Origin of the sequence: Intestinimonas sp. MSJ-38 (genome assembly GCF_018917925.1) — a bacterium.
Taxonomy (GTDB): domain Bacteria; phylum Bacillota; class Clostridia; order Oscillospirales; family Butyricicoccaceae; genus Pseudobutyricicoccus.
Genome location: NZ_JAHLPO010000001.1, coordinates 224,281 through 247,900, shown reverse-complemented (window position 1 = coordinate 247,900; position 23,620 = coordinate 224,281). Strand labels below are relative to the sequence as shown.

Below are 23,620 nucleotides of genomic sequence, written 5' to 3'. Positions count from 1 at the left end.
TGTGGCACTTTTTACTCCAATTCTCTTTCGATTTCTTCGATAGACGGCAAGCTGCTTTTCAGTTCTTCCGGCAGAGCTTTTACCATCTGATTTTTCCATTCCGCTACGCCAATCGGATTCTGGTACCCAGCAAGGGAATATTCAACCACTGTCTGATTTTTACCTTTAACCAAAAGTAATCCAATGGTCGGATTATCACTCGGATGGCGCAGAATATCATTTACAACATTCTGATACATATTGAGCTGGCTAATAAATCCAGGCTCAAAATCACAGGCTTTCAATTCGATTACCACATAGCAGCGAAGTTTCAGATGATAAAACAACAGGTCAATATAAAAATCATCTCCGCCTACTTCCAGATGTACCTGTCTGCCTACAAATGCAAAACCCTGTCCCAACTCCAAAAGGAAGTTCTGGATATGCTCTGTCAGCTTCCGTTCAATCTCAACTTCTCGCCTTGGCATATCAGTACCAAGGAAATCAAACAGATACGGATCTTTGAAAATCTGATTTGCCATATCCGAATCCGCAGGAGGTAAGGCAGCGGGGAAGTTATTGACACTTTTTCCTGTTCGTTCAATCAATTTGCTCTGAATCTGCAAATCCAGAATCGTACTGCTCCAACCGTTTTCGATGGTTTTATGTGCATACCAGATTCGTTCTTCCTGTGTATCCAATTTGTCAAGCAACATACGATTGGTACGCCATGGAATTTGCGCCACGATCTGTTGCACAATTTCAAAATCAGGCCAGCACTCTGCGAATTTTCTCATGTATTTGATATTTCTTGGAGAAAAACCGGACATATCCGGAAAGGCATCTTTCAGGTCTTTCGCCATGCGGTCAATGACTTTAGCACCCCAGCCTTCTTCCTCCTGCTTTTGCAGAATGGCTTTACCAATATTCCAGTAAAGACAGATCATACTGGAATTGGCATTCAGCACAACTGAAATTCTCTGGGTCTGAATTTCTTTTTTGATTTCTTCTATAAAATTCAAATAACTATCACTCATTTCGGAAAGTTTTGGAGCAACAGGAAATATCACTCCATCTTTATCTTTCCCCATACATTTTCTGTTATTCATAGTCACTGCCTCCAGCAATATTTTATGGCATGCATTAGATTACCGTTTCAATTATTTGTCCCAACTTTATTATACCATTGATTTTCAGTTTTTCAATATCCGATATATACAAAGTATAAAAAATGGATGCCGTCACTGACACCCATCTATGCTGACTCTGCATTTTCTGTTCTATTATCCGTTCCTTCATCTGCGGTTGCATTGATTTCATCGAGAAGCTCTTGTCCGTATTTTTCAATCATACGAGCCAGAAAATCTACACAGCGCCCAAATGCTTTATCCTGTTCCATGAGCTCATCCTTTCCAATCAATCGTCTCTGCACTTTTGTGGACTTGAAAGCTGTGCTATAATGATTAACAGGAAGCTTTCATCAATCTATGTCCATTTTAAGATAAACGCCACAAAAGAACATTGACCATGGATTGAGCGCAAATTGACGGATTTCAGGAAGGCGGCTTATGGAATATCTTGATTTCAGTTCAGTCATCACCATCATTCGTAAATATATCAATGATGAACGCACTGTCGAGGACAAGCACTTAAATGTAGAAGTAAAAATTGATCAGATCCGCCTGCTGGAGCAGGTATTTTCCACCTTCTGTAACGATGAGACCGAACGGGATTTTGCCTTTGATAACGGGCAGGTCTGCCGCTGGTTCAACGGGCAGGCAAGAATCAGCCCCCGCATCATCTCCTTCTACATAAAAGAAGAAAATAAAGAAATGCTGTCCGCCGACATGGAATATCAAGTGTTTCCGCTGATGTACGATAGTGCCATGGCCGCACAGGAGCTGCACACATTGCTTTTGCAGGATACCACCATTTCCAACGAGGGCAGGAACAAGCTGGCTGCTGGCTATCCATGCAGGACCGACAAGGCTAAGGCGGACTTTATGGCGGCGGTGCTGTTTTTCGGGATGGAACGGGAATTCCGGAAGCGTGACGCCAATACCAAAAACCTGTTAGCTGCCAGTTCTCTCTCTCCTGTTCTGAAAGACTTTGTTTATGGCGTTAAAGCTCCGGCTCCATGCCGTTATTTCTGTGGGCGGGACACGGAATTGGCCACTTTGCATGAATTGGTCGGCGCTCAGGGAAAAGTATTTCTTCAGGGCATTGCCGGTATTGGTAAAAGTGAACTGGCAAAAGCCTATGTCAAACGATACGGCAAGGAGTACACCAACATTATCTACTTCACCTATACCGGAGATCTGAAGCGTGACATTGCCGGTCTGGATTTTGCCGATGATGTGGATGACAGCGAAACGATAGATGCCCGATTCAGTCGGCACCATCGCCTGCTGCGCAAACTGCGAGAGGATAGCCTGCTGATCATCGACAATTTCAATACGGTCACGGCAAGGGACAGCCTGTTGGATGTGGTATTGAATTACCATTGTAAGATCATTTTCACCACACGAAGCAGATTTGACAACTATACTTCCATGAATCTGGAGGAAATCGCTGATACAGAATCGCTGCTTTCCCTGATGGGCTGCTTTTACTCTAATGCTGAAAAGCACCGCCCGATTCTGGAACAAATCATCCAGACGGTTCACAGACACACGCTGGCAGTCGAGTTGTCCGCCCGTCTGCTGGAAACCGGGATTCTGGAGCCGCCTTCCCTCTTAAAGAAATTGAAAGAGGAAAAAGCCGCCCTGGATACGACCGATACCATCGGTATCACCAAGGACGGCAGAAGCCGCAAGGCCACCTATTATGACCATATCCACACGCTGTTTTCCCTGTATCAGCTGTCCGATGCGGAAACGGAGCTTATGCGAAATCTTTCCCTGGCTCCGCTGACCAGCATCCCTGCCAGACTGTTTGCAAACTGGCTGAACCTGCGGGATATGAATTCTGTTAATGATCTGATTGAAAAAGGCTTTGTGCAGACGGCAGACGGGCGTGCGGTTACGCTGCATCCCATGATACAGGAAGTTGCAATGGAAGAAACCCGGCCATCGGTGCAGAATTGCCGCACTCTGCTGGACAGCATCCAGTCAATTTGCCTGCTTCATGGCTGTGACATTCCCTATTACCGTCAGCTGTTCCAGATGGTCGGGTCGATCATCGAACGCATCGAAAACGACGATATGCCGTTCTACCTGCGTTTTCTGGAAGATGTGTACCCGTACATGGATAAGTATCACGATTCGCAGGGCATGGAACTGGTGCTGAATGAACTGTCCGCATTATTGAAAAACCGTTCTGTCGGCTCTGTTTCTGACCGGGCATTGCTGACAAGCTATCGTGCCTATGCTGAAAAGAAGCCGGACAAGGCAATCAAGCTGCAAAAAGAAGCGATTGCCATGCTCCCGGAAATTACTGCGGACAACGCCCTTCTGGTGTCCAATCTTTACTCCAACCTCGGTGGAATGTATAAGCTGAGCGGTAAACTGGAACTGGCAAAGCAGAACATGGAACAGGGCATTCAAATTCTGGAACAATATGGCCTGACACAGTATCATGACAGCATTGTACAGATCTCCAATTATGCGGTACTGCTTACCGATATGGGACAGCCTGACGCCGGACTGTCTGCTCTGCAGAAGCTCTCCCAACTGCTCCGGGAATATCATTCGGACAAGAGTTTGGACTACGCCAATGTACAGGAGGCCATGGGCAGTATCTGCCTGACCATCGGGGACATTCAGCAGGCTACTACCCATTTCAAGAAAATGATGGCAATTTATGAAGTGGTGTTTGACGCAGAGCCAGAAGTAATCGAAGCAAAGAAGCAGGAACTGATGGGAACCTATACGCAGGCGGGACTGTATTTAGGTGAAAAATTATCGAAGCGTTAAATTAACAAATCTGGATTTAGAAAATATGGCGGTTGAATGTTGGGTACCGCTGACACACAATAAAATATAGGAAGCGACCCATTTGGATACAACAGAAAAAAAGAAATCACATGATTTTAATATCTACTATCTGAATTTCAGTAAGGTATACGAAATTGCAATGATGATTAACAATGTTATTCTTACTAAAATTGAAACCGATAAATCAAGTAGTTTCGAAGAACAGTATGGCTATACATCATCCATATCAGCACAAGGAACAAAACAATTTCTGGACGGAATTAAGGCATCTATCTCAGCAGACGCAAGGGAAACTTCTACATCATCATCCAAAGTAGTGGAAAGTTTAGATGTAAAAACGACAAAATCTATCCTTTTGCGCAGAGTCATTGAACAGTGTGCATCTGTGTCTGTATTGGATGCCTCAGTGGAGGGCGATCTTGTAAAAGTTGATCGAGTCAAATTAGAACTACTAAACGAAGAAAGCCTTCGGCAATTTCTTATACTACGTCGTGATGCATTAAAGGGTATGCGGATAGAAGGCATGGAAGTCAATAACCTGGTTAGTTCGATGTTGCAAGACTATGCATACATTTTGAAGGGACTTGTATATGACGAAAGGATGCAAGAACCTATATCTGAAATCATCATTAAAATTCCTATGGAGATTCAATCAGAATTTGAGAATAAGTACAACATTAACGATTTGCTTATTGGTCATGTGTCTATTGTCGGCATTTATAAGGGTATCGTAAGCGGAGAATTCATTACTTCAAACACCTTCACCTATTTCCAAGAAGCAGGCGCACGCAAGGAAAAACAGGAGGCAGATGCCAGTAAAATAATCAAAAGCAACTCGCATCCAGTGATGCGTGATACAATAGCAAAAAAGTGTGAGGATGACTACCATTTCGTTGATACACTGGCAGTAATTCAGGATGTGGCATTCAAACTGGAAGAAACCCCTGCACCTAATCTTCATTGGTGGAATCGCTTTGGTATTTGGCTGAGTAAACTTTGGAGGAAATAACGATGGGTCACACTTTATTTACTTATCGCAATCTTGAGGAACTAAGGAAAATTCAAGAAGAACGAGAAGTATTTGTCTTCATATTTGGAGAGACAAAAGAGATGCTCGATTCTTGTTCTGAAGTTTGTATTGATATATCTGCCTTGGTTTATTTTTTGTTGACCAACAAGAACAATATAGAACCGACATATATTAATTTCACAAGCATTACGGAGGATACAGTTGTAATCGCAGAAGCGGCTATTGCTGAAAGCGCCATGGAATTGTTGCCTCTTTTGTTTTCTGATTATGAATGTTATTTTGATGAAGATGATGAGGATGATGAGGATGATTCCAGCTTCGAGGAAGCACATGAATTCAAACCGTATCTCAGGCAAAAAGTATATAAATACAATAATTCACAGGAATTGGATTCGATCATTCGATATGCAGAAGCAAATGATATTCCAATTGCAACTTTTTCTATGGCAAGCGGCGAATTGCGAAAAGAATTTGAACAATTCAATAAATCTTCTGAATTGGCTATATTAGATTTGACTTCCGTCTCGTATGCAATTGAAGACAACAAAGCCCTGATTTATGCACTTGAGCAATTCCTTAGCATTATGCCAAATATCAGGGTTATTGCACAAACCGCTCAGATCGATGCACTATTAAAATATTTTCCGCTGTTTTTGGATGGACAAGAACCTGTCTGCAAGTTGCTTCCTGATTTAACCGATTTGGGAGAGGAAGAACCTGAGGGAAATAAAATTACAAAAGTTACAAACTTGAGTGGAGGGGATTTTGATACCTTTATTGATACATTTAATCATAATTTGATTGGCCATAATTATTTCAAAGATAGATTTCGGTATACTCTTAAGAATTTTATTTCTCTAAACAAGGCAAAAGAGCAGAAAGCTCTTTCGATATTTTTGTTCGGTGCATCAGGTATTGGGAAAACTGAGGTAGCAAGATTAATTGCAAATGGACTGCAAAATGATTGTTATTTGGCCAAAATCAATTTTCAGAATTACAGTAGTCAAGATGCGTTAAATAGCTTAATTGGTAGTCCAGCAGGTTATGTTGGCTGTAATCACGGAGAGCTAAGCGAGAAAATCCAAAAGAGCAAAGTAGGCGTACTACTCTGCGATGAGTTTGAAAAGACTACTCGTCCAGTTTTCTCATTCTTTTTGGAGTTGCTGGAAGAAGGCTGCTTTACAGATTCCATGGCCAGAGAGTATGACATGGATGGATACATTATTCTTTTCACTTCGAACCTTCTTAGCGAAGCAGAATATAAAAAGGCTATTCCTCCTGAACTTCAGACACGCTTTGATTTAGTGTGTGAATTTGAGGAGCCTACAACGGAAGAAAAGACAGCATTTTTAGATTTGCTGTTGGAAATGGCAAAAACCAAATATTCTGAGCAATTTGCAGAGATTGAAATGACTGAAGATGAGAAAAATCAACTATATGCCTTTAATTATTCATCTCTTTCAGCATTGAGGGATATCAAGCGAGTGTTTAACAACCGCCTGATGGATTATTTTACAAAAAAGGGTGTTATATGATAATAAGCATCAATAGCCCTCGTGCGTTTGAATGTATTTTACCATTAAAATACTACTAATACTTTGATACATTTTCTATGGAAAATTCGGTAATTTCCGGTTTGTCACTATTGAAAACTAAATTGCTGTTAGAATATAGCTGCGCAGCAATCATGTACTTCGGTGTGTGATTGCTTCTTTTTTTGCTCAATTCTCGCTCAATCCACACTCAATGTGTTTTCTGCCCTCTTTCAGTAGAATGAACTTGCAAGGAAAACAGCACCAAATCTTAAAATCCGGTGCCGATTCCAAGTAAATCTACGGAAAGGGGACATTTTTTATGACTAAAAACAAGCACAAGGAGGCACAGAGCAGATGAGAGAATGGAACAACATTAAAATCATCGGAGTTGACCACGGGTACGGTAACATCAAAACCGCCAATACTGTCACGCCCACCGGCGTGACCGCCTATGAAACCGAGCCGATTTTCTCCGGCAATATTCTGGAGTACGGCGGGATGTACTATCGCATCGGAGAGGGACACAAGGAATTCATTGCCGACAAAGCCATGGACGAGGACTACTATATCTTGACTTTGATGGCCGTTGCCAGAGAACTGAATTTGGCCGGTATCCGGGAAGCGGAGGTTCACCTTGCCGCCGGACTGCCGCTGACCTGGGTTCGCAGGCAGCGTGAAGAATTCCGCAGCTATCTTCTCCAGAATCAGGAGGTGAGATTCCGGTTCAATGGCAAGGACTACCATATCCGTTTTGTGGGATGCAGCCTGTTCCCGCAGGGGTATCCCGCCATTGCCATCCGCCTGGGAGACTTCAGGGGCACGAACCTGTTGGCGGACATTGGAAACGGCACCATGAACATTCTGTATATCAACAACAAAAAGGCCGTGGAAAGCCGCAGTTGGACAGAAAAGTTCGGTGTCAACCAGTGCATGATCGCCGCCAGAAATGCTGTACTGGACAGCTTTGGCGTCAAGATGGACGACGCAGCCATCGAGCAGGTGCTCCGATACGGTACGGCGGATATTGGCAAGCCCTATCTGGATTGCATCACTTCCGTGGCCAGACGGTATGTAGCGGATATTTTTTCCACCCTCCGCCGTTATGAGTACAATCCTGACCTCATGCGCCTGTATATCGTAGGTGGCGGCGGATGCCTGGTCAGGAACTTCGGACAGTATGATGAAAGCCGGGTGACCATTCTGGAAGATATTTGTGCGACCGCCAAGGGCTATGAATATCTGGCCTATGCCCGGATTCGCAGGAAGGAGTAAGCCATGGGTGAAAATATCCGCAGCACCAACCTGCGCTTCAATCTGGACAAAGAAACACAGAACCGGGCATGGCAGTATCTCCAGGCCATGGACAAGCACCGCTTCAAATCCTACAGCAATGTGATTGCGGTAGCTCTGGTAGATTATTTTGACCGTTATTACCACAGCCAGGCTGATCCCTATCTGGAAACCAGAGAATGTGAGGAACGATTTGTAGATCAGATTGTGGCTTCCGTGGAAAGCGCCATGGAGAAAACCCTTCCGGTTTTTCTGGCTGGGTGCATGGTCGGACTGTCCCAGGCACCGGTTGTCCAGCCACTGGCAGCCCAGCAGGGGTTGGAGGAAGATCTGGACTGGGATTTCCTTGGAGAATGACCGCCTGACAGAATGACTGCCGCAGGAAGGGGGTGAACGCATGACGCAATTTCTCACGCCGGACTGCCCACTCCCGCCGTATTTGGCATTTCCGAGATTTTTATTGAACAAGGTGAGCCTGAGTGAAACAGTGAAAATTCTGTATGTCATTTTGCTGGATCGAGCAAGGCTGTCACAGAAAAACGATGGCTGGACAGATGAACAGGGGCATGTGTTCATTTTCTATCCCATCAAAAATCTGGCGGAGACCATGCACAAAAGCGAAATGTCCATCAAAACCGCATTGACTGCTCTGGAAAAGGAAGAACTGATCGTCCGGAAACGGCAGGGTGCCGGTTGCCCGAACCGAATCTATGTCAAAGTTCCTCTGGAATTTCTTGCTCAGACGGACAGAAATCTTTCTCCCGGACAGACAGAATTCTGTCCTGCTGATGGAAAGAAACCTGTCCCTGTGACAGACAGAAAACTGTCCGGTAGTAATAAAGAGAAAAGTAATATTAAAAAAGCGAATTCAGGGAGTAAGGAGGAGCGCAGCGCTTTTGGCACTTATCAGAATGTCTTTCTGCGTACCAGTGAACTGACCGCCCTGCAAAGCGAGTTCCCCCAGTATTATCAGGAATACATGGAGAAGCTGTCCGGCTATATGGCATCCAGCGGCAGGCAATATGCAAGCCATGAGGCCACGATACGAAGCTGGATCATGCGTGACCATCCGGCACCCGCCAAACGAAGTTATGAATGTAAGGAAGGTGAAAGCCTATGAAACCAATTTCCACCGCCGTGGACGGAATTTTGACACCGAAACCGCTTCTGGAGGATGAATACAGGAATGAAGCGGACGATCTGATCTACTGTGCAAAGTGTCACACCCCCAGACAGCACCGTATCCAGCTGAACGACCGGATTCTGCTGTCGACGGTAAGATGCCGCTGTCAGCAGGAGGCGTATGAAAAAGAAGAAGCGGAGCGCAGACATCATGAGTTTCTGATGCAGGTGTCCCGCCTGAAAGCCAATGGATTACAGGACAAGTCTCTGCGTGACTACACATTCGCCAATGACAAGGGGTATAACCCGGAAATTCAGAAAGCACACGATTATGTGGCGCATTGGGAGGAAATGAAGGCAAAATCGCTGGGCCTGCTCCTTTGGGGCGATGTAGGAACGGGAAAATCTTTTTTCGCCGGGTGCATCGCTAACGCTCTGCTAGAGAAAGGCATCCCGGTGCTGATGACCAATTTTTCCAGAATCCTGAACACACTGACCGGAATGTACTTCGATGACCGAAACCAGTTTATCGACAGCCTCAACAAATACAGCCTGCTGATTATTGATGATCTGGGGATTGAACGAGGGACAGAGTTCTCGCTGGAACAGGTTTTCAATGTCATCGACAGCCGATACCGGAGCCAAAAGCCGATGATCGTGACCACCAATCTGACGCTGGACAAGCTGAAACATCCCGGAGATCTGGCCCACTCCAGAATTTATGACCGTATCCTAGAGTGCTGTGTTCCCCTGAAAATCAACAATCAGAATATCCGGGAGCTGAACGCTGCCGCCAATATGCAGGAAGCACGAAAATTATTTGATTCCGGTACTTAAATTCACATCCGATGGTGCTGAACAATTCGCCTATCAGTACACAGATAACTTGGGGATTACAATGCGAATTGTATCTGCACCATCTGCAACGGATTACAGTACCACCCCAACACCAGAAAGGAGATTTTATGGCAAATAACAAGCCCATGACCGAAGAGGAAAAGAAGCTGTGGCAGGCACAGCACCGGCTGGAAGCCGCCGAAGCCCGTAACCGTCAGAAAGAGCGAAAAGCAAGAACCAGACGCCTAATCCAAATGGGAGCAATTCTGGAGAGCGTATTCCCGGAAGTCCAGACCATGGATCCGGAGGACGTAAATCTGGAGTTGAAGAAGCGATTTCAGGCGGAGGAACGAAAGAACGCATAAACGCTGATAGCTGCGCTGTCTCCCGAAGGGCGCACTTATTCACCACCCATAAATGGGCGGTGGTATCCCCTTCGGGGCCGTGCGCTCTGCGAGGCGGATGCGGCTTCTGCGGAAGCCTTATGGACAATGCCACAGCTCTGGAGCGCTGCTGTTATTGTCCACGCAGACGGCTATATGTTTTGCTTCATCATCAAAACAGTTATTTCCGTTTTGGAAACAACTCGCCGTCTGCCTGCGAAAATCTGCCACTGGCAGTTTTGTCGCAGTTATGGGTATCGCTTATTCTGCGACACCCATTTTCTTTTTGCGAAAAAGAAACAAAAACAAGGACGAAAGGACGGTGAGAACGAATGGCGATCTACCATTTGGAAGCAAAGGTGGTCAGCAGAGGTACGGGACGATCTGCGGTTGCCGCTTCCGCATATCTGAGCTGTACCAACATTCTTAATGACTATGACGGAGTACGGCACGATTTTACACGAAAGAAAGGACTTGTGTGGCAGGACGTGTTTCTGCCGGCGTTTGCGCCACCCGAATGGAAGGACAGAGGTGTACTTTGGAACGCCGTGGAGGAAAACGAAAAGACCAAGGACAGTCGCCTTGCCCGTGAGTTCGTTCCTGCTCTGCCCATTGAGCTGACACCGGATCAATGGCAGGAGCTTTTAACCGATTTCATTCAGAACAGCTTTGTTGCCGAAGGGATGTGCGCTGACGTTGCCATCCACGATCCGCACCCGCCCGGTCATAATCCTCACGCCCACATTATGCTGACGGTACGCCCGTTGGATGAACAGGGCAACTGGCAATATAAGACCGAGAAAGAATATCTCTGTATCAGAAACGGCGAGGAACGAGGATTTACCGCCGCTGAGTTCAAGGCGGCACAGGCTGACGGATGGGAGAAGCAGTACCCTTACAAGGTTGGTCGAAAGAAAGTGTATATGCCGCCATCCGAAGCCGAGAAGCACGGATATGAACGAGCCAATAAGCACCCGAAAAGCACCAAGTTCGGCAGACAGAATCCTATAGCCGAGCGTTGGAACAGCGAAGAACAGCTTGTGGAGTGGCGCAAGGCGTGGGCAGATGTGACCAACCGCTATTTGGAGCGATACGGACACGATGAGCGCATCGACCACCGCAGCCATGCAGATCGGGGCTTGACCGAACAGCCCACCATTCACGAGGGCGTGGTTGCCCGTGCGTTGGAGAAAAAGGGTATTATCTCTGATCGCTGTGAGATCAATCGTCAGATCAAGGCAGACAACGCTTTGCTCCGTAAGCTGAAAGCAACAGTCAAGAAGCTGATGCAGGCGGTAAAGAATACCGTTCCCGCCATAGCGGACGCAATGGAAAAGATACGCAGCAGTATGCTGATTTTCAGTTATCAGCTCCGTCATATCGGTGTTGGCAAGCACAATATGGGCGAGTGTGTCAAGGCAGTCAAGCCGGAGATTGAACGCTATGCGGGATTGGTGCAGCAGATCAAGGACAAATCCAAAGAACGGAAAGCTCTGCTTGCGGAGAAAAAGGAAACGCCGTTTTATCAGATACCCAAGCTGCATGACCTTACCCGCCGCATCACCGAACTGACCGAGGAATTGGAGGAACTGAAAACCGAAAAGGAAATGGTGCTTCGATCTTTGGACTGCACCGACGATGCTGGCATTTCTGATGTAAAGAAAGAAATTGCCACCTTGGAGGGTGCGCTGCAGAAGCTGTCCGAGCAGGAAGAAAAATACTCTGCCGAGCTTGCTGAAGCCTTGAAGCAGTACGCCGAGCTGAAAGGGCAAGCCGCCGGTATGGATGTCGTCGAGCTGATGGACGCACGGCTTGCCGTTCGTGAAGAAAAGGAACGCTCTGCCGCCAGCCGTGTGAAAGCTGCCTACGGCGAGAAATATGATCCGATGATGATGCACGACAGCAAACGGGATGTGGCAAATCTGCTCCATGAGGAAGCGGAAGCACGCTCCATCCGTGAATGTCTGCGGCAGAAACAGCAATCGCAGACACAACAGAACAGGAAGAAAAGCAGAGACAGGTGGGAACGATAAAGTTTCAGCGGGAGTGCATTTTGAACGATGCACTCCCGCTTTTTTCGTTTATACGGCAAATCCGCCTTTATGTAAGAACTTCAAATGCAAACATAAAGCATTTTCCACCCAACGGGATTAAGAGAATGGTAATACAGCATACCAAGCCTAAACCGCCAAGAATGATTGCGAATGGCAATTTGATAAACAGCCATATTGCTGCCGATAATAAAGCTCCGGTTACATGATATCCAATCCAGAATAAGCCGGTTAGTATCGCCAAAGCAATCAATAATTCAATCATCTTCTTCTCCTGTAAGGAATGTTTTCTTCTTCTTAAAAGTATGGTATTCGATTGTAATTTCTACATCATAGGGAAATACACTATTCTTCTTGAAGGGATAATCCTCACCAATCGTTATCTTTTCGACGGCACTATCTTTCTTAACCCAACCAGTTACAAGATCACGGATGGGCTTCTCATAGATTTCAGTAAATCCTAACTCCTGTAAGCGATCTTCTGCTTCAATGTAGTTCATTTTATGTAGGCTGCGCTCTGAAAAGGGAATCGTAATCACTTTTTTCTCATGGTAAGTAATGACGATCTCAGCATCATAAGGAAGCAGATCTCCTTTTCTGAAATAAGAAGAACCACCAATTACAACCTGTTCCACTTGTCCGACCTTATAAGTTGATCCCTTGTATATGTCTTTAACGAGGATTGTTTTAATGTCAGTGAAAGCGCTCTCAGAAAAAATGTTAGCAACATAAGACGCATTTCTGCCAATCAGATCTTCATAATCGCATGGTACAGTTATCTTTTTACCCTTAAAGAAAAATGCCTTCGCTCTTTTCTTTCGCAATTCATTCCTTGCCTTACGTTCTCTCTCTTTTTCAAGATGTAATCTCTCTGCTTCTGCCTGCCGCCGGGTTTCTTCTTCTCTTTCCTGTTGCCTCTTTCTGGAATGAGCCGCAATGCCAGCTCCAAGAGCCACAGTAAGAAGTCCAGCTAAAGCATCCGACAGCTCTCCGGAACTGGATTCATCAGAATCACTTGATTCGTCATCTTCGGATTCATCAGCGTCATAATAGCTGTTATCAGATCCAGAACCGCTATAATATGCGCCACTGCCATCGGCATTTTTGTAACCCCATGTGCCATCTTTGCCGTAATATGAAATGCTTCCGTCAGCGTTTTTAGTTCCCCAACTTCCATCAGCTCCATAATACGAACCGCTTCCATCAGCGTTCTGAGAACCCCAACTTCCGTCATCTTCATAAAACGAGCCTTCCTCACCATCATTCTGAAGGTATTCCCAGCCTTTATCTTTCCTCTCTTCCGACATAGTACGCTCCTTGTTTATTTGATCTTAAATCCGTTTTTGATTCGGTGCAACGCTCTATCCGGTGTTTCTCTAAGCTCAATTAGAAGCATAAATGCCATTTCTCCGTCTGTGTAAGCCGACAGTTTCGCAAGGGATTGTGCAGTATATCCTTCAACAGAAACTCCATTACGCATATACTGCTTATGCTCTATCCAATACTCAAACTCGCTCATAATATCTGCATTACGCTGGAGTTTGTTCATTTTCTGTTTCAGCAGGAGGGGCATTACATTAGCCTGCTTATAATAGTTTTCAATAACCTTGCTCATCATGCGACCTCCTTATCGGTAAAAATATTGGCAAAGGCTCTGGCTTCCGCTTCCACAAGCTGATCCTGATAATCGGTGAAAAACAGATACTTCCCGTCAGCCAGCGGAATGGGAGAAATGTAGTTTTCAAAATTGATCTTGTAGAGCATATCCTGCCATGTTTCTTGCAGGCCGGCTCTCTGATGCTGATAAGCATGACGCATTTCGTGTGCCACTGTATCAACAATTTCTCGGGGATCATTCATAATGTTACGGTTGATTTCAACCTTATTCTCGCCGGGGATATATGCACCGCACGAACCATCCCGACCGTTATAAAACTGTATTTCTGGATTCTCTTCGATTCCCAGCTTCCTGCCTATAACAGCCGACAGTTCCTTTATAGCCTTGATTTTTTCGCTATCAGTCAATCGCTCCCATTGTGCTGTGCCAAAGCGATCCAAGATTATCTGAATTTCATCATCCAGTTCAAAATCAAAGTCAAATTCGTCCTCAAATCGTCCGAATATTTCTGCCAGCAGACTTTCCTCATCTATGGAGTATGTGTCCTGGCTCTCCAGCTCGACCGAGAACAAACCGTCCAGAAATGATATTGCTTCCTCGCTGGACATTGTTCCAGATGGTTTAATATCTTGAAAAGCAGAGGGGGAAAGGAGTTCCGAATCATCCTTTTTCTCCGCTGTATCGTGAAACCGAATCATGCAATAACTCCTTTCCTGCTCAGTTCCCAATTACAGGACAATATCCTGTGTGCCTACCTTTTTCAATTTGCCGCTCTCAAATACAACCGCAATGCCATGCTCCATATCGAACTTATAATTACACATAATTGCTGCGACGCGGTGTTTCTTGGTGTGCGGCACAAAAATACTTTTTGGCATGACATACTTGAAAATATTCTCGATGCCGTCATCTTTAAGCTGATCGGCTCCGGTCTTTTGCACATACTTCTTGACAGCAGCCAAAGAATCCGAAACTTCTTTTTCATTATCTTCCAGCATAGCGAACGCTTCTCTCTGGCTTTCCAGAACTTCCTCGCCAGCGTAGCACTCATATACCACAGAGAGATCAAACGCTCTGTCCCAAATTGTGATTTTACACTTACTCATCAAATCCACCTCCGTCTACATTGGATGCATCATGTACCTTACACTCTGCACATCCGCCATAATGTCCGAAATATCCATGAATATCTCTTGATACCAAATCCATTGTGCGGGTATCACAGCGTTCATGCCAGGAACATTCATTATCTCGCCGCCAATCACGAACATCTGCTGCTGTCCAATCTGACTTACCATCTTTCTCAACGGAGTTCCATTGTTCAGCACACTTCTCATCTGCTTGTGAGAAATTACCTTGCTTCAGATTACCGTCCTCGTCATAGTAATCCCCACGATTTTCGGTCATATCATCAATTTCAACGGTAGCTTCAGCACACTCAGAGAAGTCAGGTTCGGCGTATCTGAACTCAACACCGTCCATGCCCTTTTCAGACAGCTTATCTTGTGCAGCCTTTCCTTCTTCCGTTTCATCTGACGGAATGTATTTGGATTTGCCACGCTCACCTTCCCAACGACCACGAACACCATCAACAGGGATAATACGGCTTCTGGTTTTAAAGGAATTGTAGTAGCCGTCCGAAACCTCTGACTTTTCTTTGAAAAGGCTGTCCACGAAGGATTTTGCTTCTGAAACCGTCGTATCTGTTTCAGGCTTGATTTCCTTGAAAGCAGACACTTCCGATTTGGGAATATCAGTTACTTCAGGTTTTCTATGAAACTCTGACATCAGAAAACACCTCCTTCTGCTTTGTAGACTTCAGCAAAACGAATCAGAATATCATTATATGCCACATCACGGATCACCTGTTCATGCAGGATGAGTGCAAGAGCAAGATCAATCTGCTTCTTGGAGAAATCCTTAATGGAAGGATTCAAACCATCGACCACAGAATGTACCCAATCCGTAATTTCATTACAGTTCGCAGCTTCCCGGATTGCTTCTTCAGCAGACAGGAAATTATATACCAGTTGCCGCAGGGCTTCGATAGCATTATCATCATCCGAGGACAGATATTCCATGAAGTCCTTTTTGATGGATGTGTCCAGCTTGGAACGAAAGACCATTCGTTTCAGTCTGAGCATACCGCTTCGATTTCCCTTGCGAAGCAGTTCCTTGTTCATTATGCAGTCCAGCAGGGATTCTGAAACAATGCTGGCATCTACATCCAAATGTTCATCATTTTCCCTTGGAGTGTAGGTATATCTGACTTGCTGGCCTTCATATTTCTTAACCTTGCAGAGCACAGGCTGTACCCATTCATTTTGATATATTGCAGCCACACCGCAAGGCAGCTTTGCCAGTTCGGTGATCTGATCGTCATTCAGATTCGCAGCTCGTCCAACCAATTCACGGTCAGTACGATCAGGCAAGCGCATAATGATTTTAGTGTTAGTGTTTCGGATCACCGACATATCAAGTAGGCCGGGCGCTTGGTCTGCAATAACAAAGCCTTCACCGTATGTTCTCATTTCAGCGATAGCGTTTGCCAACATCTCAACGCTCTTGCCAAGGAGATTTGCACTCTCGGAAGCCTGCTCAGTAGGTGTACGCTTCAGCAAATTATGTGCTTCTTCCAAAACTGTAATATGCTTCAGCTTTTCGTTCATACCGGTGGCCGTAGCCATGCGGTGTTCCTGGAGCTTCAGGACAAGCATACCCATAATCAAGGACTTGGTTTCCGAAGATCCCACACGACTGAGATCGACAATTACATTCTTATCGAACAAGTCAGCAGCTGCGATCTCATCACAAGTGAAGATCATTCCATTGATACCATTTGTCAAAGACTGAAGGCGGGTCAGCAAGGAACCCTTATAAGCACCCTTATTGTCGCTGTCATATTCGCTTGTATCGATGATCTCTTTGATATTACATGCCACATCCGCAAAGGATGGGTATATATCCTCTCCATATCTGTTTGTGGATCTAACAAGGTTCCAGCCACAGTCTGCATAAGATTTCTCTACGGCATTTTTCAATACCGCAGGCATAGCAGCATACATAGGCCAGCACACATTGAAAATCTCAATTAACCGATCCAGATGTTCCAGAACATGAATATCCTTTGGGAAGCTGAATGGGTTAATTCGCAGCATAGGAACAATCGCCGGATTGGTTCCGAACACAGCAACGTCCGGATCAGAACCAAATATATGCTTGTACTCTCCCTTTGCAGGTTCAACTACCATAAACCGAACGTCCTGCTCCTTAGCTTCATTAAGTAACTGGTACACCGTGTTACTCTTACCGGAGCCAGTGCTACCAGTAATGAAGGCGTGAGATGCCAGGGATTCTTTGGAAAGGTGAACCTTCGCATTTTCCTCATGGTTCATGTGGAATACGCATCCGAGTTCAATCTGGGCCTGCTGTTCAGGTGCTAAATCATAGGAAACAACATTGCGTCCAAACTCAGCACACTCAATAACCGGCAGGCCGGAAATGGACTTTTTCGGGAAGTTCAGGGAGTATGCCAATTCCTTTCCTGAAAGGTTCGTTGTGGCAGTCACAACAGACGGATATACATTGTAAGCCGGGTTCTCGCTTGTAATTGCAGGATTCAGGCCAAAGATCGGATGCCGCAGCTCCCGTAGGTAATTACAGATTTCCTTTGCATCACCGCTGGATTCGCCCATATCACCACGCCAGAGGTTGATAGCAGCCTGGGACATATAGGATTCTTCGCCCTGTGTCAGCGCCAAATAGGAATGAGCAACATTATTTGCCACATTCTGATCTTCGCTCATCACGTAAGCAGCAAAGTCCCACATACCAAGAGCAGTACTCAGTTCCAGACGCTTCATTTGAGCTTCAAGGATTTCCAATGCGTGCTTGATGTTATAGTTAGTGAAGGTCTGATTGATGCCCTCGCTCTTTCCAATGGTCGCAGTTACATTGGATGCCCTGGCAAAACTTGCTCCGAAGTTTGCTCCAAAGTTCACGCTCTTAAATGCGCCTGCAGTTCTCGAAACGGAATTGGTCACAGCTCGCCCCAGCGTGTTTGCCACTGCTTTGCCCACAGTAGAAGTCACCGCTGTACCGGTAGCTTTGGCTATAGCCTGTCCGGTAGAGGTTGCAATGGCTTTACCTGTTGAGGTTGCTATACTTTCAGAAATACTTTCAGTTTTTCCTGTGGTTGATGCATCGGACAAATTGGTGCCAGTTCCAGATGCGGTGCTTCTGTTCCAGGAATGTTCGTAGTTTGCTGTTGCTTCAACGCCGAAGTTTGCACCTGCTGTTCCGCCAGTTGAATCTGAACTGCCTGTTGTATCAGTCTTAGATGTGCTTGTCCCCTCGGTATGTGTAGCACTTGTTGATTCAGAACTTCCTGTTGTACTTGTGGTAGAACTTCCGGTGGAATCTGTTACAGACTGCCCGGTGGAATCTGTCATGGTTTCTCCCGTAGATTCAGTTGTAGCATCGCTGGTCGAATCTGTCACGGTATTACTATTAGAATCGGTTGTCCCGCTTGTCGTAGTATTCGCTTGATTTTGCCCGTTCTGGATACCCGCACTTGCACCAATATTCACGCCTACCGTAGCAGACGAACCGGTGGAGTTCTGCTCATTATAGGTAAAGGTTGTAGTCCAAGACGCATAGGGAGCAAGTCCGGAATACATTTCTGCCAGACTGAGCTTTCTGTATTCGATGTCACGGATCGGAGTTGCCAGCAAGATAATGATATATTCCTTGCTACGCTTATCCGGAACAATGCCATCCAGCAGTTTTTCGATTGTCTGGCTGATGAACTTCTCAGACTTTTCCGTAGGAATATTGGAAGCAATCGCAACGGAATACGGGATGTCATTTTGCATACAAGGCAGTACGCCAGTGCCTGTTCCTTTTGCCCATTCAGAGCCTGGGAAGTTTCCTTTGATTGCATCGCCCAATCTGATTTTGAAATTCTCGGATGCAACATTATTGTTTGCATTTTTGGTGTTGGTTACAGCGAGATAAACATTGGTCTTTTCACAGGTTCTGTGAAATACCAAGGAGATATTACAGTCCTCATTGGAAAGCACTTCATACACATTAACGAGCTTTTCCAAGCTGTTCTCGCTCTTATCTACAACCCATTTGGTGATATTGAAGAAACGGATATTATGGGCAGTATCAAAATCCGTGCCATATTGGCCTTTTCTTTCAATCGGAACATAGAGTTCCTTTAGCTGGGCGAGATATGCTTTGTAGATCTCAACACTACTGGCAGCAAGCAGTCGCTTAGTCAGTTCTTCCGCTGTGCTGTCATTGGGATTAGGCATCTGAGAAAGATACTCGTCCCGCTGGCTTTGCACTTTTTGAAGCTGTTCGGGGCTAAGAGAAGATAGCTTTGAAACCCCGTCAGTGGCTTTACCTCCGGCTTTTGCAATTAAACCTTTGATACCCATGTTTGACCTCCAATCTAAAAGTATTCTGGAAAGGACTTAGGCTTCTTTCCAATCCATCATTCTTCTAATTTGTTCGGTGTAATCGTTGAGCTTAATCATGCGAGATTCAAGATCGGCGATTCGTGCTGTTTCTTCACGAATAATCTCCGCCTGCTCATGGAGCTGGGGACTAAATTCGACAATGTTTTCAATAACCGTTGCCATCAGACTACGCATCCAAGCATCGAAACTGTTAGCGTGGCTGGTTTCAAAAGATGCGTAGATCTCAAGAACCTGCTGCTCCATCTCGCTGTTATACTTGCGAGTCAGTTTGTCGATATTCAGACGGTTAGCATCGCCAAAGAATCTGTGCAGGAACGCTGTTTTATCAAAGATAGCTTCAGCCCTTGTGTCGAAAGCCAGTTCCTGATATTCCAGAATGATGCCAGATAGTTCAGTACGCTTCTTGTCGGTCAGTGCGCTGGAGTTAGTCACGATCTGAGATAGCAGCAGCTTGAGCTGTTCAGTCTTAGCCGCCCAATATGCTCTGGACTGAACTTCAAGGAGCTGCCGCGCTTCCCCAATTCTGGCTGTGAACATATCACGAACCGTGGAGATAAGCGCATCGGAAGATGCCTGCTCTGCATCCTTCTTGGTTTCGCTCAGCTCCCCGATATTGTCAACAATATCTTTCACACCATCGGAGAAGTCCGCACCGATCTTTCTAAGGGCAGAGAGGTTGTGTTCTCTGAAAGCTGCGCCGAAATTCTTTCCGAGATTATCCATAAAGGACTTCGCAGATTCACGCACATCCTCACGCCGTCCCTCGACATCCTTTTCCTCGGCCTTTGCCTGACGGTAAGCTGATTCCATCTCTGTCAGTTCTGCGGAGGTATATGTTGTAGTCGCCTGCGTGACATACTCACGCATAGCTGCGGCATAATCCTGCTGATACTCAGCTTCGGATTCCTCACTCTGAGCTTCCAAGCGTTCAATAAGTGCTTTCTTTTCCTTTTCCAGATTAGTGTGGATACGATCCTTGTAGGCTTCCTTTTTGCGCTTGGCTTCCGTGATTTCATCAGAAGTAATCTGGATCACTTTGCTCAGGAACAGTCTGGACTGCTGGCACTTATTGTAGTGGGAATAGACACTCGCAAAAGTTTCGATTGCCTGCTCGACACTATACAAACCGCTGTTTGCATACAGCAAATTTTTGTGTCGCTCCGAAAGGGCGTCGTATTTCCGCTTGATCTGTTCGGGCAAAATATTGTAGCGATACAGCTGCTTATAGAATCTGGACTTAGGATCAATGTACTTGTTTCTCTGATCCTCGAAAATCTCCGCATTGTGATCTCCGATGAAGTCCTCATCATTTTTGGAGCCAAGTCCCATAATGGAAGAAACGAAATAGATACCACCGGAGTAGAGCTTTCGAGGAATAGCCAAGCTCAGAATACGATCACGATCATCTTCTGTCAGGCCGGTCTTTTTGAGCGATGCAGCATCTGCCTTGTTCACGATTATCATGGTGAATCTGTTGTCCAGCTCTGCCATATTGTTAATGTCCTGATAGAGCTTATCGTTGTCGGTACTATCCAATGAATCATACTCAGACACAAAGATTGGCAGGCCGTTTGACAAATCCTCCATTGCCTTTTTCAAGACTTCGTAGTGCTTCACATTGGAAGCAGAGTTGGAACCGGGCGTATCAAAGATCACGAAGTTATTCCACATCTTTCCCCAAAGCCCATCGTCATCAAACGGAGCTTCAATCTCGATCAGATCAGAAATAGATTCGTTCTTCTCTCGATTGGCAAAACCATTGATTACATCCAATACCTTATTCAGCTTGGAGGGAATGGATTCACCGGCAATCTCATCCAGCAATTTCTTCAACTTCACAACCAGAGGGTTATCCTCCGGATCAGTTAGAAACTTATAGGAATCGGCGCTGAAGCGGATGCGGACGCTCTTGTATCCATACTCAAACTTAATCGTTGCTCTGTCCGGATGCTTTGACTGTGAAACCTTGTAGATTTTGGCAGTTGTAGGTTCGTCACTGCTCGGCAGCAATTCGTATCCGATAAGAGCATTGATAAATGTGGACTTGCCGGAGCTATAATTACCGATAACGCAGATCGGGATAACATCGTTCGATGCGTCAGAGAACTTCTCCAACTCACGCTTGATCTTTGCCTTGTCCGATACGCTCTCAGCAACCAGAGGACTTAATTCTTTGAACACATCGATTACATCCGGCAGAATATCTCTTGCGTTCTCCAGATACCGTCCGGACTTATATAAGTTAATTCTGTCTGGGTAGTCATCTTGACTGCAAATGGAATCCAGCTCCAAATATTCGTCATCGGTTCCCTCAAAAACAATCTCAATTTTCTCAGAGCCAGCGCTGTACTCATGGACGATTACATCCACAATTTGCTTTGCCTTAAACGGGAAGAAACCAACGCACAATTCCTCACGCAGAAGCTGGCTGTCTGCGTTTTGCTCCCGGTTAATATCAACCCATTGTGCCGTTGCTTCGTCAAAACTTTGAAATACCGTTACCTTTTGGTACGGATTGCTAATTATCTTTATCTTTGCCATGTGATTTGTTTTCTCCTCCGTAATGTTCTGAACGGAACTTCCGTTGTTGTATTGTTTTACGATGAACTGCTATAACACGAGGATATTATTTTATACTATTTACTCTGTTTTCCATTAGTTCACTTACCAGTGTTGTGTATTCATCAATCAAATTTATTGGGGACAATATCCTCATTTGTTTTCCAAATTGGAACAACCAGCCCCAAAATGTTGGGCTAATTTGAACTTTTACGGTTGCAACGCATTTATGCTCGTTGGTACGGATCATTTTAGTTCCTTCACCAAATTTGTCATATACAGCACCTATTAGATTATCATCAAATTCAACAACAAGATCGACAGGCTGTCCACCATACATTTTGAAAACTCGTTCTGTATACCCAGCAACTTCATCTCTCAATGCTAATGCTTTCTGAGACACCGGTTCATCTATGATTTCGACGCTATCCATACGGTCAATTCTGTAATTTGCTGTATTGTCGTGCTTTGCACTATAAACCACGACATAATAGTTATCCTCATGGAAAACCAGGGCTACTGGCTCTACAACATATCGATGTCCATCTCGACGATAGGCTTTTTTCCCATGCTCATCCAAATCAAAATAACGGAACAGCACTTTATTTTTTTGCCGGATCGCATTCTCTAAATAGCCAACACTGTAATAAATGGTTTCGTTGCTATGTTTGCGTGTATTGAAGTGAACAAGGTTGCTTTTGAGAATATCTGCTTGGTGACTTCCACCTAACGCAGATATTTTATCAATCAATTCTGAACTCTTTTTTTCAGTAATGAAATTGGCTGCTTGAACAGCATCAATCAGAATTTTTATTTCTGGCACGGAAAAGCTGCGATCTTCAATATAGTATCCTTTTTCTTTGCCAACCCTGCAACACATAACTTCAAAGCCCTGCTCATTCAGAAGCGAAATATCTTTTGCTAATGTTCGTCTTTCACAGGAAATTCCCATAGCGATCAGACGACTGCATATTTCGTTGGTAGAGAGAGGGTGAAGTTCATCTGTTTCTTGCTGTAATAGTTCCATCAGCTTTAACAGCTTGATTTTTTGGCAATTTTCTTTCATCACGGCACCCCTCCACATAATTATATGTAACTATTATAGTACAATTTTCGACTTTTTCCAATGGGTTACTGTCACTTTTTAGTGACACAAAAGTTAAAGGTGGCACTTTTTGCTCAAAATCTATGCCTAGAGCAAGCGCCACCTTAACTTTTATCGTATGAATTTATAGAAATAGTGATTTTTTGCAGAGACCTCCTTGACAAATTTCGTCTTACAATTGCAATGTTAAGCGATATCCTCGAAGCAATAAGTAGTATGGATTAGAAAGAACAGAAATGATGAATCCCCGGCTGTTGATCCATAAAACAGTGCAACAGCCGGGGAGTTTTTATCAGCAGTAAATCAATTCACTCAACGCAATTTCTTCCGCAGCATTACGGATGTTATTCATAGCGCCGACCCATGCCATCTGGTCACGAGCCTTCAATTCTTCATTTATGCCCTGACGCTCTTGCATTTGCCGCTCCATTCTCCGGTGTGCGGTATCATCAATCTCGTTCAGATGCGCTACCAGCTTTCCCTCCAGCACAAGAGTGTTATACAGCACCTTGCGATTCTCCTTCGGATAATGCAGACACATTCTGCCGTATTTGCCGTAGTGCGGTTCTTCTTCGGGCAGAGAAAGATTGGGATAATACATTCCGTCTGCACCCAATGTGTAGGTTCCGCCCAGTTCCTCGAATAGTGACTTCATATGCTATTCCTCCTTGAAATCAACAATGACTT

The 23,620-nt window shown here is 45.1% G+C and carries 21 protein-coding genes; 9 read left to right on the top strand and 12 right to left on the bottom strand.

What is annotated here, in order from left to right:
* Positions 1-11: 11 nt before the first annotated feature.
* The gene (locus KQI26_RS01195; RefSeq protein WP_253292575.1) at positions 12-1,088 is read right to left on the bottom strand and encodes a YhcG family protein; all 1,077 of its coding nucleotides are present in this window, start codon (positions 1,086-1,088) and stop codon (positions 12-14) included.
* 146 nt (positions 1,089-1,234) lie between these two features.
* Positions 1,235-1,378 (bottom strand): hypothetical protein, encoded by a 144-nt coding sequence (locus KQI26_RS01190; protein ID WP_216502814.1) that lies wholly within the window; start codon positions 1,376-1,378, stop codon positions 1,235-1,237.
* 169 nt (positions 1,379-1,547) lie between these two features.
* Here KQI26_RS01190 and KQI26_RS01185 point away from each other — a divergent pair, with 169 nt between their 5' ends.
* The 9 genes from KQI26_RS01185 (at position 1,548) to mobQ (ending at position 12,144) form a co-directional block, all read left to right on the top strand.
* The gene (locus KQI26_RS01185; RefSeq protein WP_216502813.1) at positions 1,548-3,893 is read left to right on the top strand and encodes a tetratricopeptide repeat protein; all 2,346 of its coding nucleotides are present in this window, start codon (positions 1,548-1,550) and stop codon (positions 3,891-3,893) included.
* 82 nt (positions 3,894-3,975) lie between these two features.
* On the top strand, positions 3,976-4,923 hold the full coding sequence (locus KQI26_RS01180; protein WP_216502812.1) for a hypothetical protein: 948 nt from the start codon (positions 3,976-3,978) through the stop codon (positions 4,921-4,923).
* 2 nt (positions 4,924-4,925) lie between these two features.
* Positions 4,926-6,479 carry an AAA family ATPase gene (locus tag KQI26_RS01175; protein ID WP_216502811.1) on the top strand — a complete coding sequence of 518 codons (1,554 nt, stop codon included), beginning with the start codon at positions 4,926-4,928 and terminating at the stop codon, positions 6,477-6,479.
* 354 nt (positions 6,480-6,833) lie between these two features.
* Positions 6,834-7,751 carry a ParM/StbA family protein gene (locus tag KQI26_RS01170; RefSeq protein ID WP_216502810.1) on the top strand — a complete coding sequence of 306 codons (918 nt, stop codon included), beginning with the start codon at positions 6,834-6,836 and terminating at the stop codon, positions 7,749-7,751.
* A gap of 3 nt (positions 7,752-7,754) precedes the next feature.
* Positions 7,755-8,126, top strand: a complete 372-nt coding sequence (locus KQI26_RS01165; protein WP_216502809.1) for an adenylate cyclase — start codon at positions 7,755-7,757, stop codon at positions 8,124-8,126.
* A gap of 40 nt (positions 8,127-8,166) precedes the next feature.
* Positions 8,167-8,889 (top strand): replication initiator protein A, encoded by a 723-nt coding sequence (locus tag KQI26_RS01160; RefSeq protein ID WP_216502808.1) that lies wholly within the window; start codon positions 8,167-8,169, stop codon positions 8,887-8,889.
* Positions 8,886-9,728 (top strand): ATP-binding protein, encoded by an 843-nt coding sequence (locus KQI26_RS01155; protein WP_216502807.1) that lies wholly within the window; start codon positions 8,886-8,888, stop codon positions 9,726-9,728. The genes KQI26_RS01160 and KQI26_RS01155 overlap by 4 nt, the downstream gene beginning before the upstream one ends.
* Positions 9,729-9,856: 128 nt before the next feature.
* Complete coding sequence (locus tag KQI26_RS01150) at positions 9,857-10,093, top strand: DUF3847 domain-containing protein (protein WP_216502806.1); 237 nt, start codon at positions 9,857-9,859, stop codon at positions 10,091-10,093.
* Between the two features lie 350 nt (positions 10,094-10,443).
* A complete protein-coding gene (gene mobQ / locus KQI26_RS01145; RefSeq protein ID WP_216502805.1) occupies positions 10,444-12,144 on the top strand; it encodes a MobQ family relaxase in 1,701 nt (566 codons plus the stop codon).
* Between the two features lie 67 nt (positions 12,145-12,211).
* On the opposite strand, the gene KQI26_RS01140 is transcribed toward mobQ, so the two are convergent.
* The 10 genes from KQI26_RS01140 to KQI26_RS01095 form a co-directional block, all read right to left on the bottom strand.
* The gene (locus KQI26_RS01140; protein ID WP_216502804.1) at positions 12,212-12,427 is read right to left on the bottom strand and encodes a hypothetical protein; all 216 of its coding nucleotides are present in this window, start codon (positions 12,425-12,427) and stop codon (positions 12,212-12,214) included.
* A complete protein-coding gene (locus tag KQI26_RS01135) occupies positions 12,420-13,469 on the bottom strand; it encodes a hypothetical protein (RefSeq protein ID WP_216502803.1) in 1,050 nt (349 codons plus the stop codon). Before KQI26_RS01135 ends, KQI26_RS01140 begins: the two co-directional genes overlap by 8 nt.
* Before the next feature lie 14 nt (positions 13,470-13,483).
* Positions 13,484-13,777, bottom strand: coding sequence for a hypothetical protein (locus KQI26_RS01130; RefSeq protein ID WP_216502802.1), 294 nt, complete (start codon positions 13,775-13,777; stop codon positions 13,484-13,486).
* On the bottom strand, positions 13,777-14,478 hold the full coding sequence (locus KQI26_RS01125; protein ID WP_216502801.1) for a DUF6782 family putative metallopeptidase: 702 nt from the start codon (positions 14,476-14,478) through the stop codon (positions 13,777-13,779). Before KQI26_RS01125 ends, KQI26_RS01130 begins: the two co-directional genes overlap by 1 nt.
* A gap of 30 nt (positions 14,479-14,508) precedes the next feature.
* The gene (locus KQI26_RS01120; RefSeq protein ID WP_216502800.1) at positions 14,509-14,886 is read right to left on the bottom strand and encodes a hypothetical protein; all 378 of its coding nucleotides are present in this window, start codon (positions 14,884-14,886) and stop codon (positions 14,509-14,511) included.
* On the bottom strand, positions 14,879-15,568 hold the full coding sequence (locus KQI26_RS01115) for an HNH endonuclease (protein ID WP_216502799.1): 690 nt from the start codon (positions 15,566-15,568) through the stop codon (positions 14,879-14,881). The genes KQI26_RS01120 and KQI26_RS01115 overlap by 8 nt, the downstream gene beginning before the upstream one ends.
* A complete protein-coding gene (locus KQI26_RS01110; protein ID WP_216502798.1) occupies positions 15,568-19,227 on the bottom strand; it encodes a helicase HerA domain-containing protein in 3,660 nt (1,219 codons plus the stop codon). Before KQI26_RS01110 ends, KQI26_RS01115 begins: the two co-directional genes overlap by 1 nt.
* A gap of 36 nt (positions 19,228-19,263) precedes the next feature.
* Positions 19,264-21,810 (bottom strand): dynamin family protein, encoded by a 2,547-nt coding sequence (locus KQI26_RS01105; protein ID WP_216502797.1) that lies wholly within the window; start codon positions 21,808-21,810, stop codon positions 19,264-19,266.
* 85 nt (positions 21,811-21,895) lie between these two features.
* Positions 21,896-22,894: a YafY family protein gene (locus tag KQI26_RS01100; protein WP_253292602.1), complete on the bottom strand. Its 999-nt coding sequence runs from the start codon at positions 22,892-22,894 to the stop codon at positions 21,896-21,898.
* Between the two features lie 331 nt (positions 22,895-23,225).
* Positions 23,226-23,588 carry a TnpV protein gene (locus tag KQI26_RS01095; RefSeq protein ID WP_216502795.1) on the bottom strand — a complete coding sequence of 121 codons (363 nt, stop codon included), beginning with the start codon at positions 23,586-23,588 and terminating at the stop codon, positions 23,226-23,228.
* Positions 23,589-23,620 lie beyond the last annotated feature (32 nt).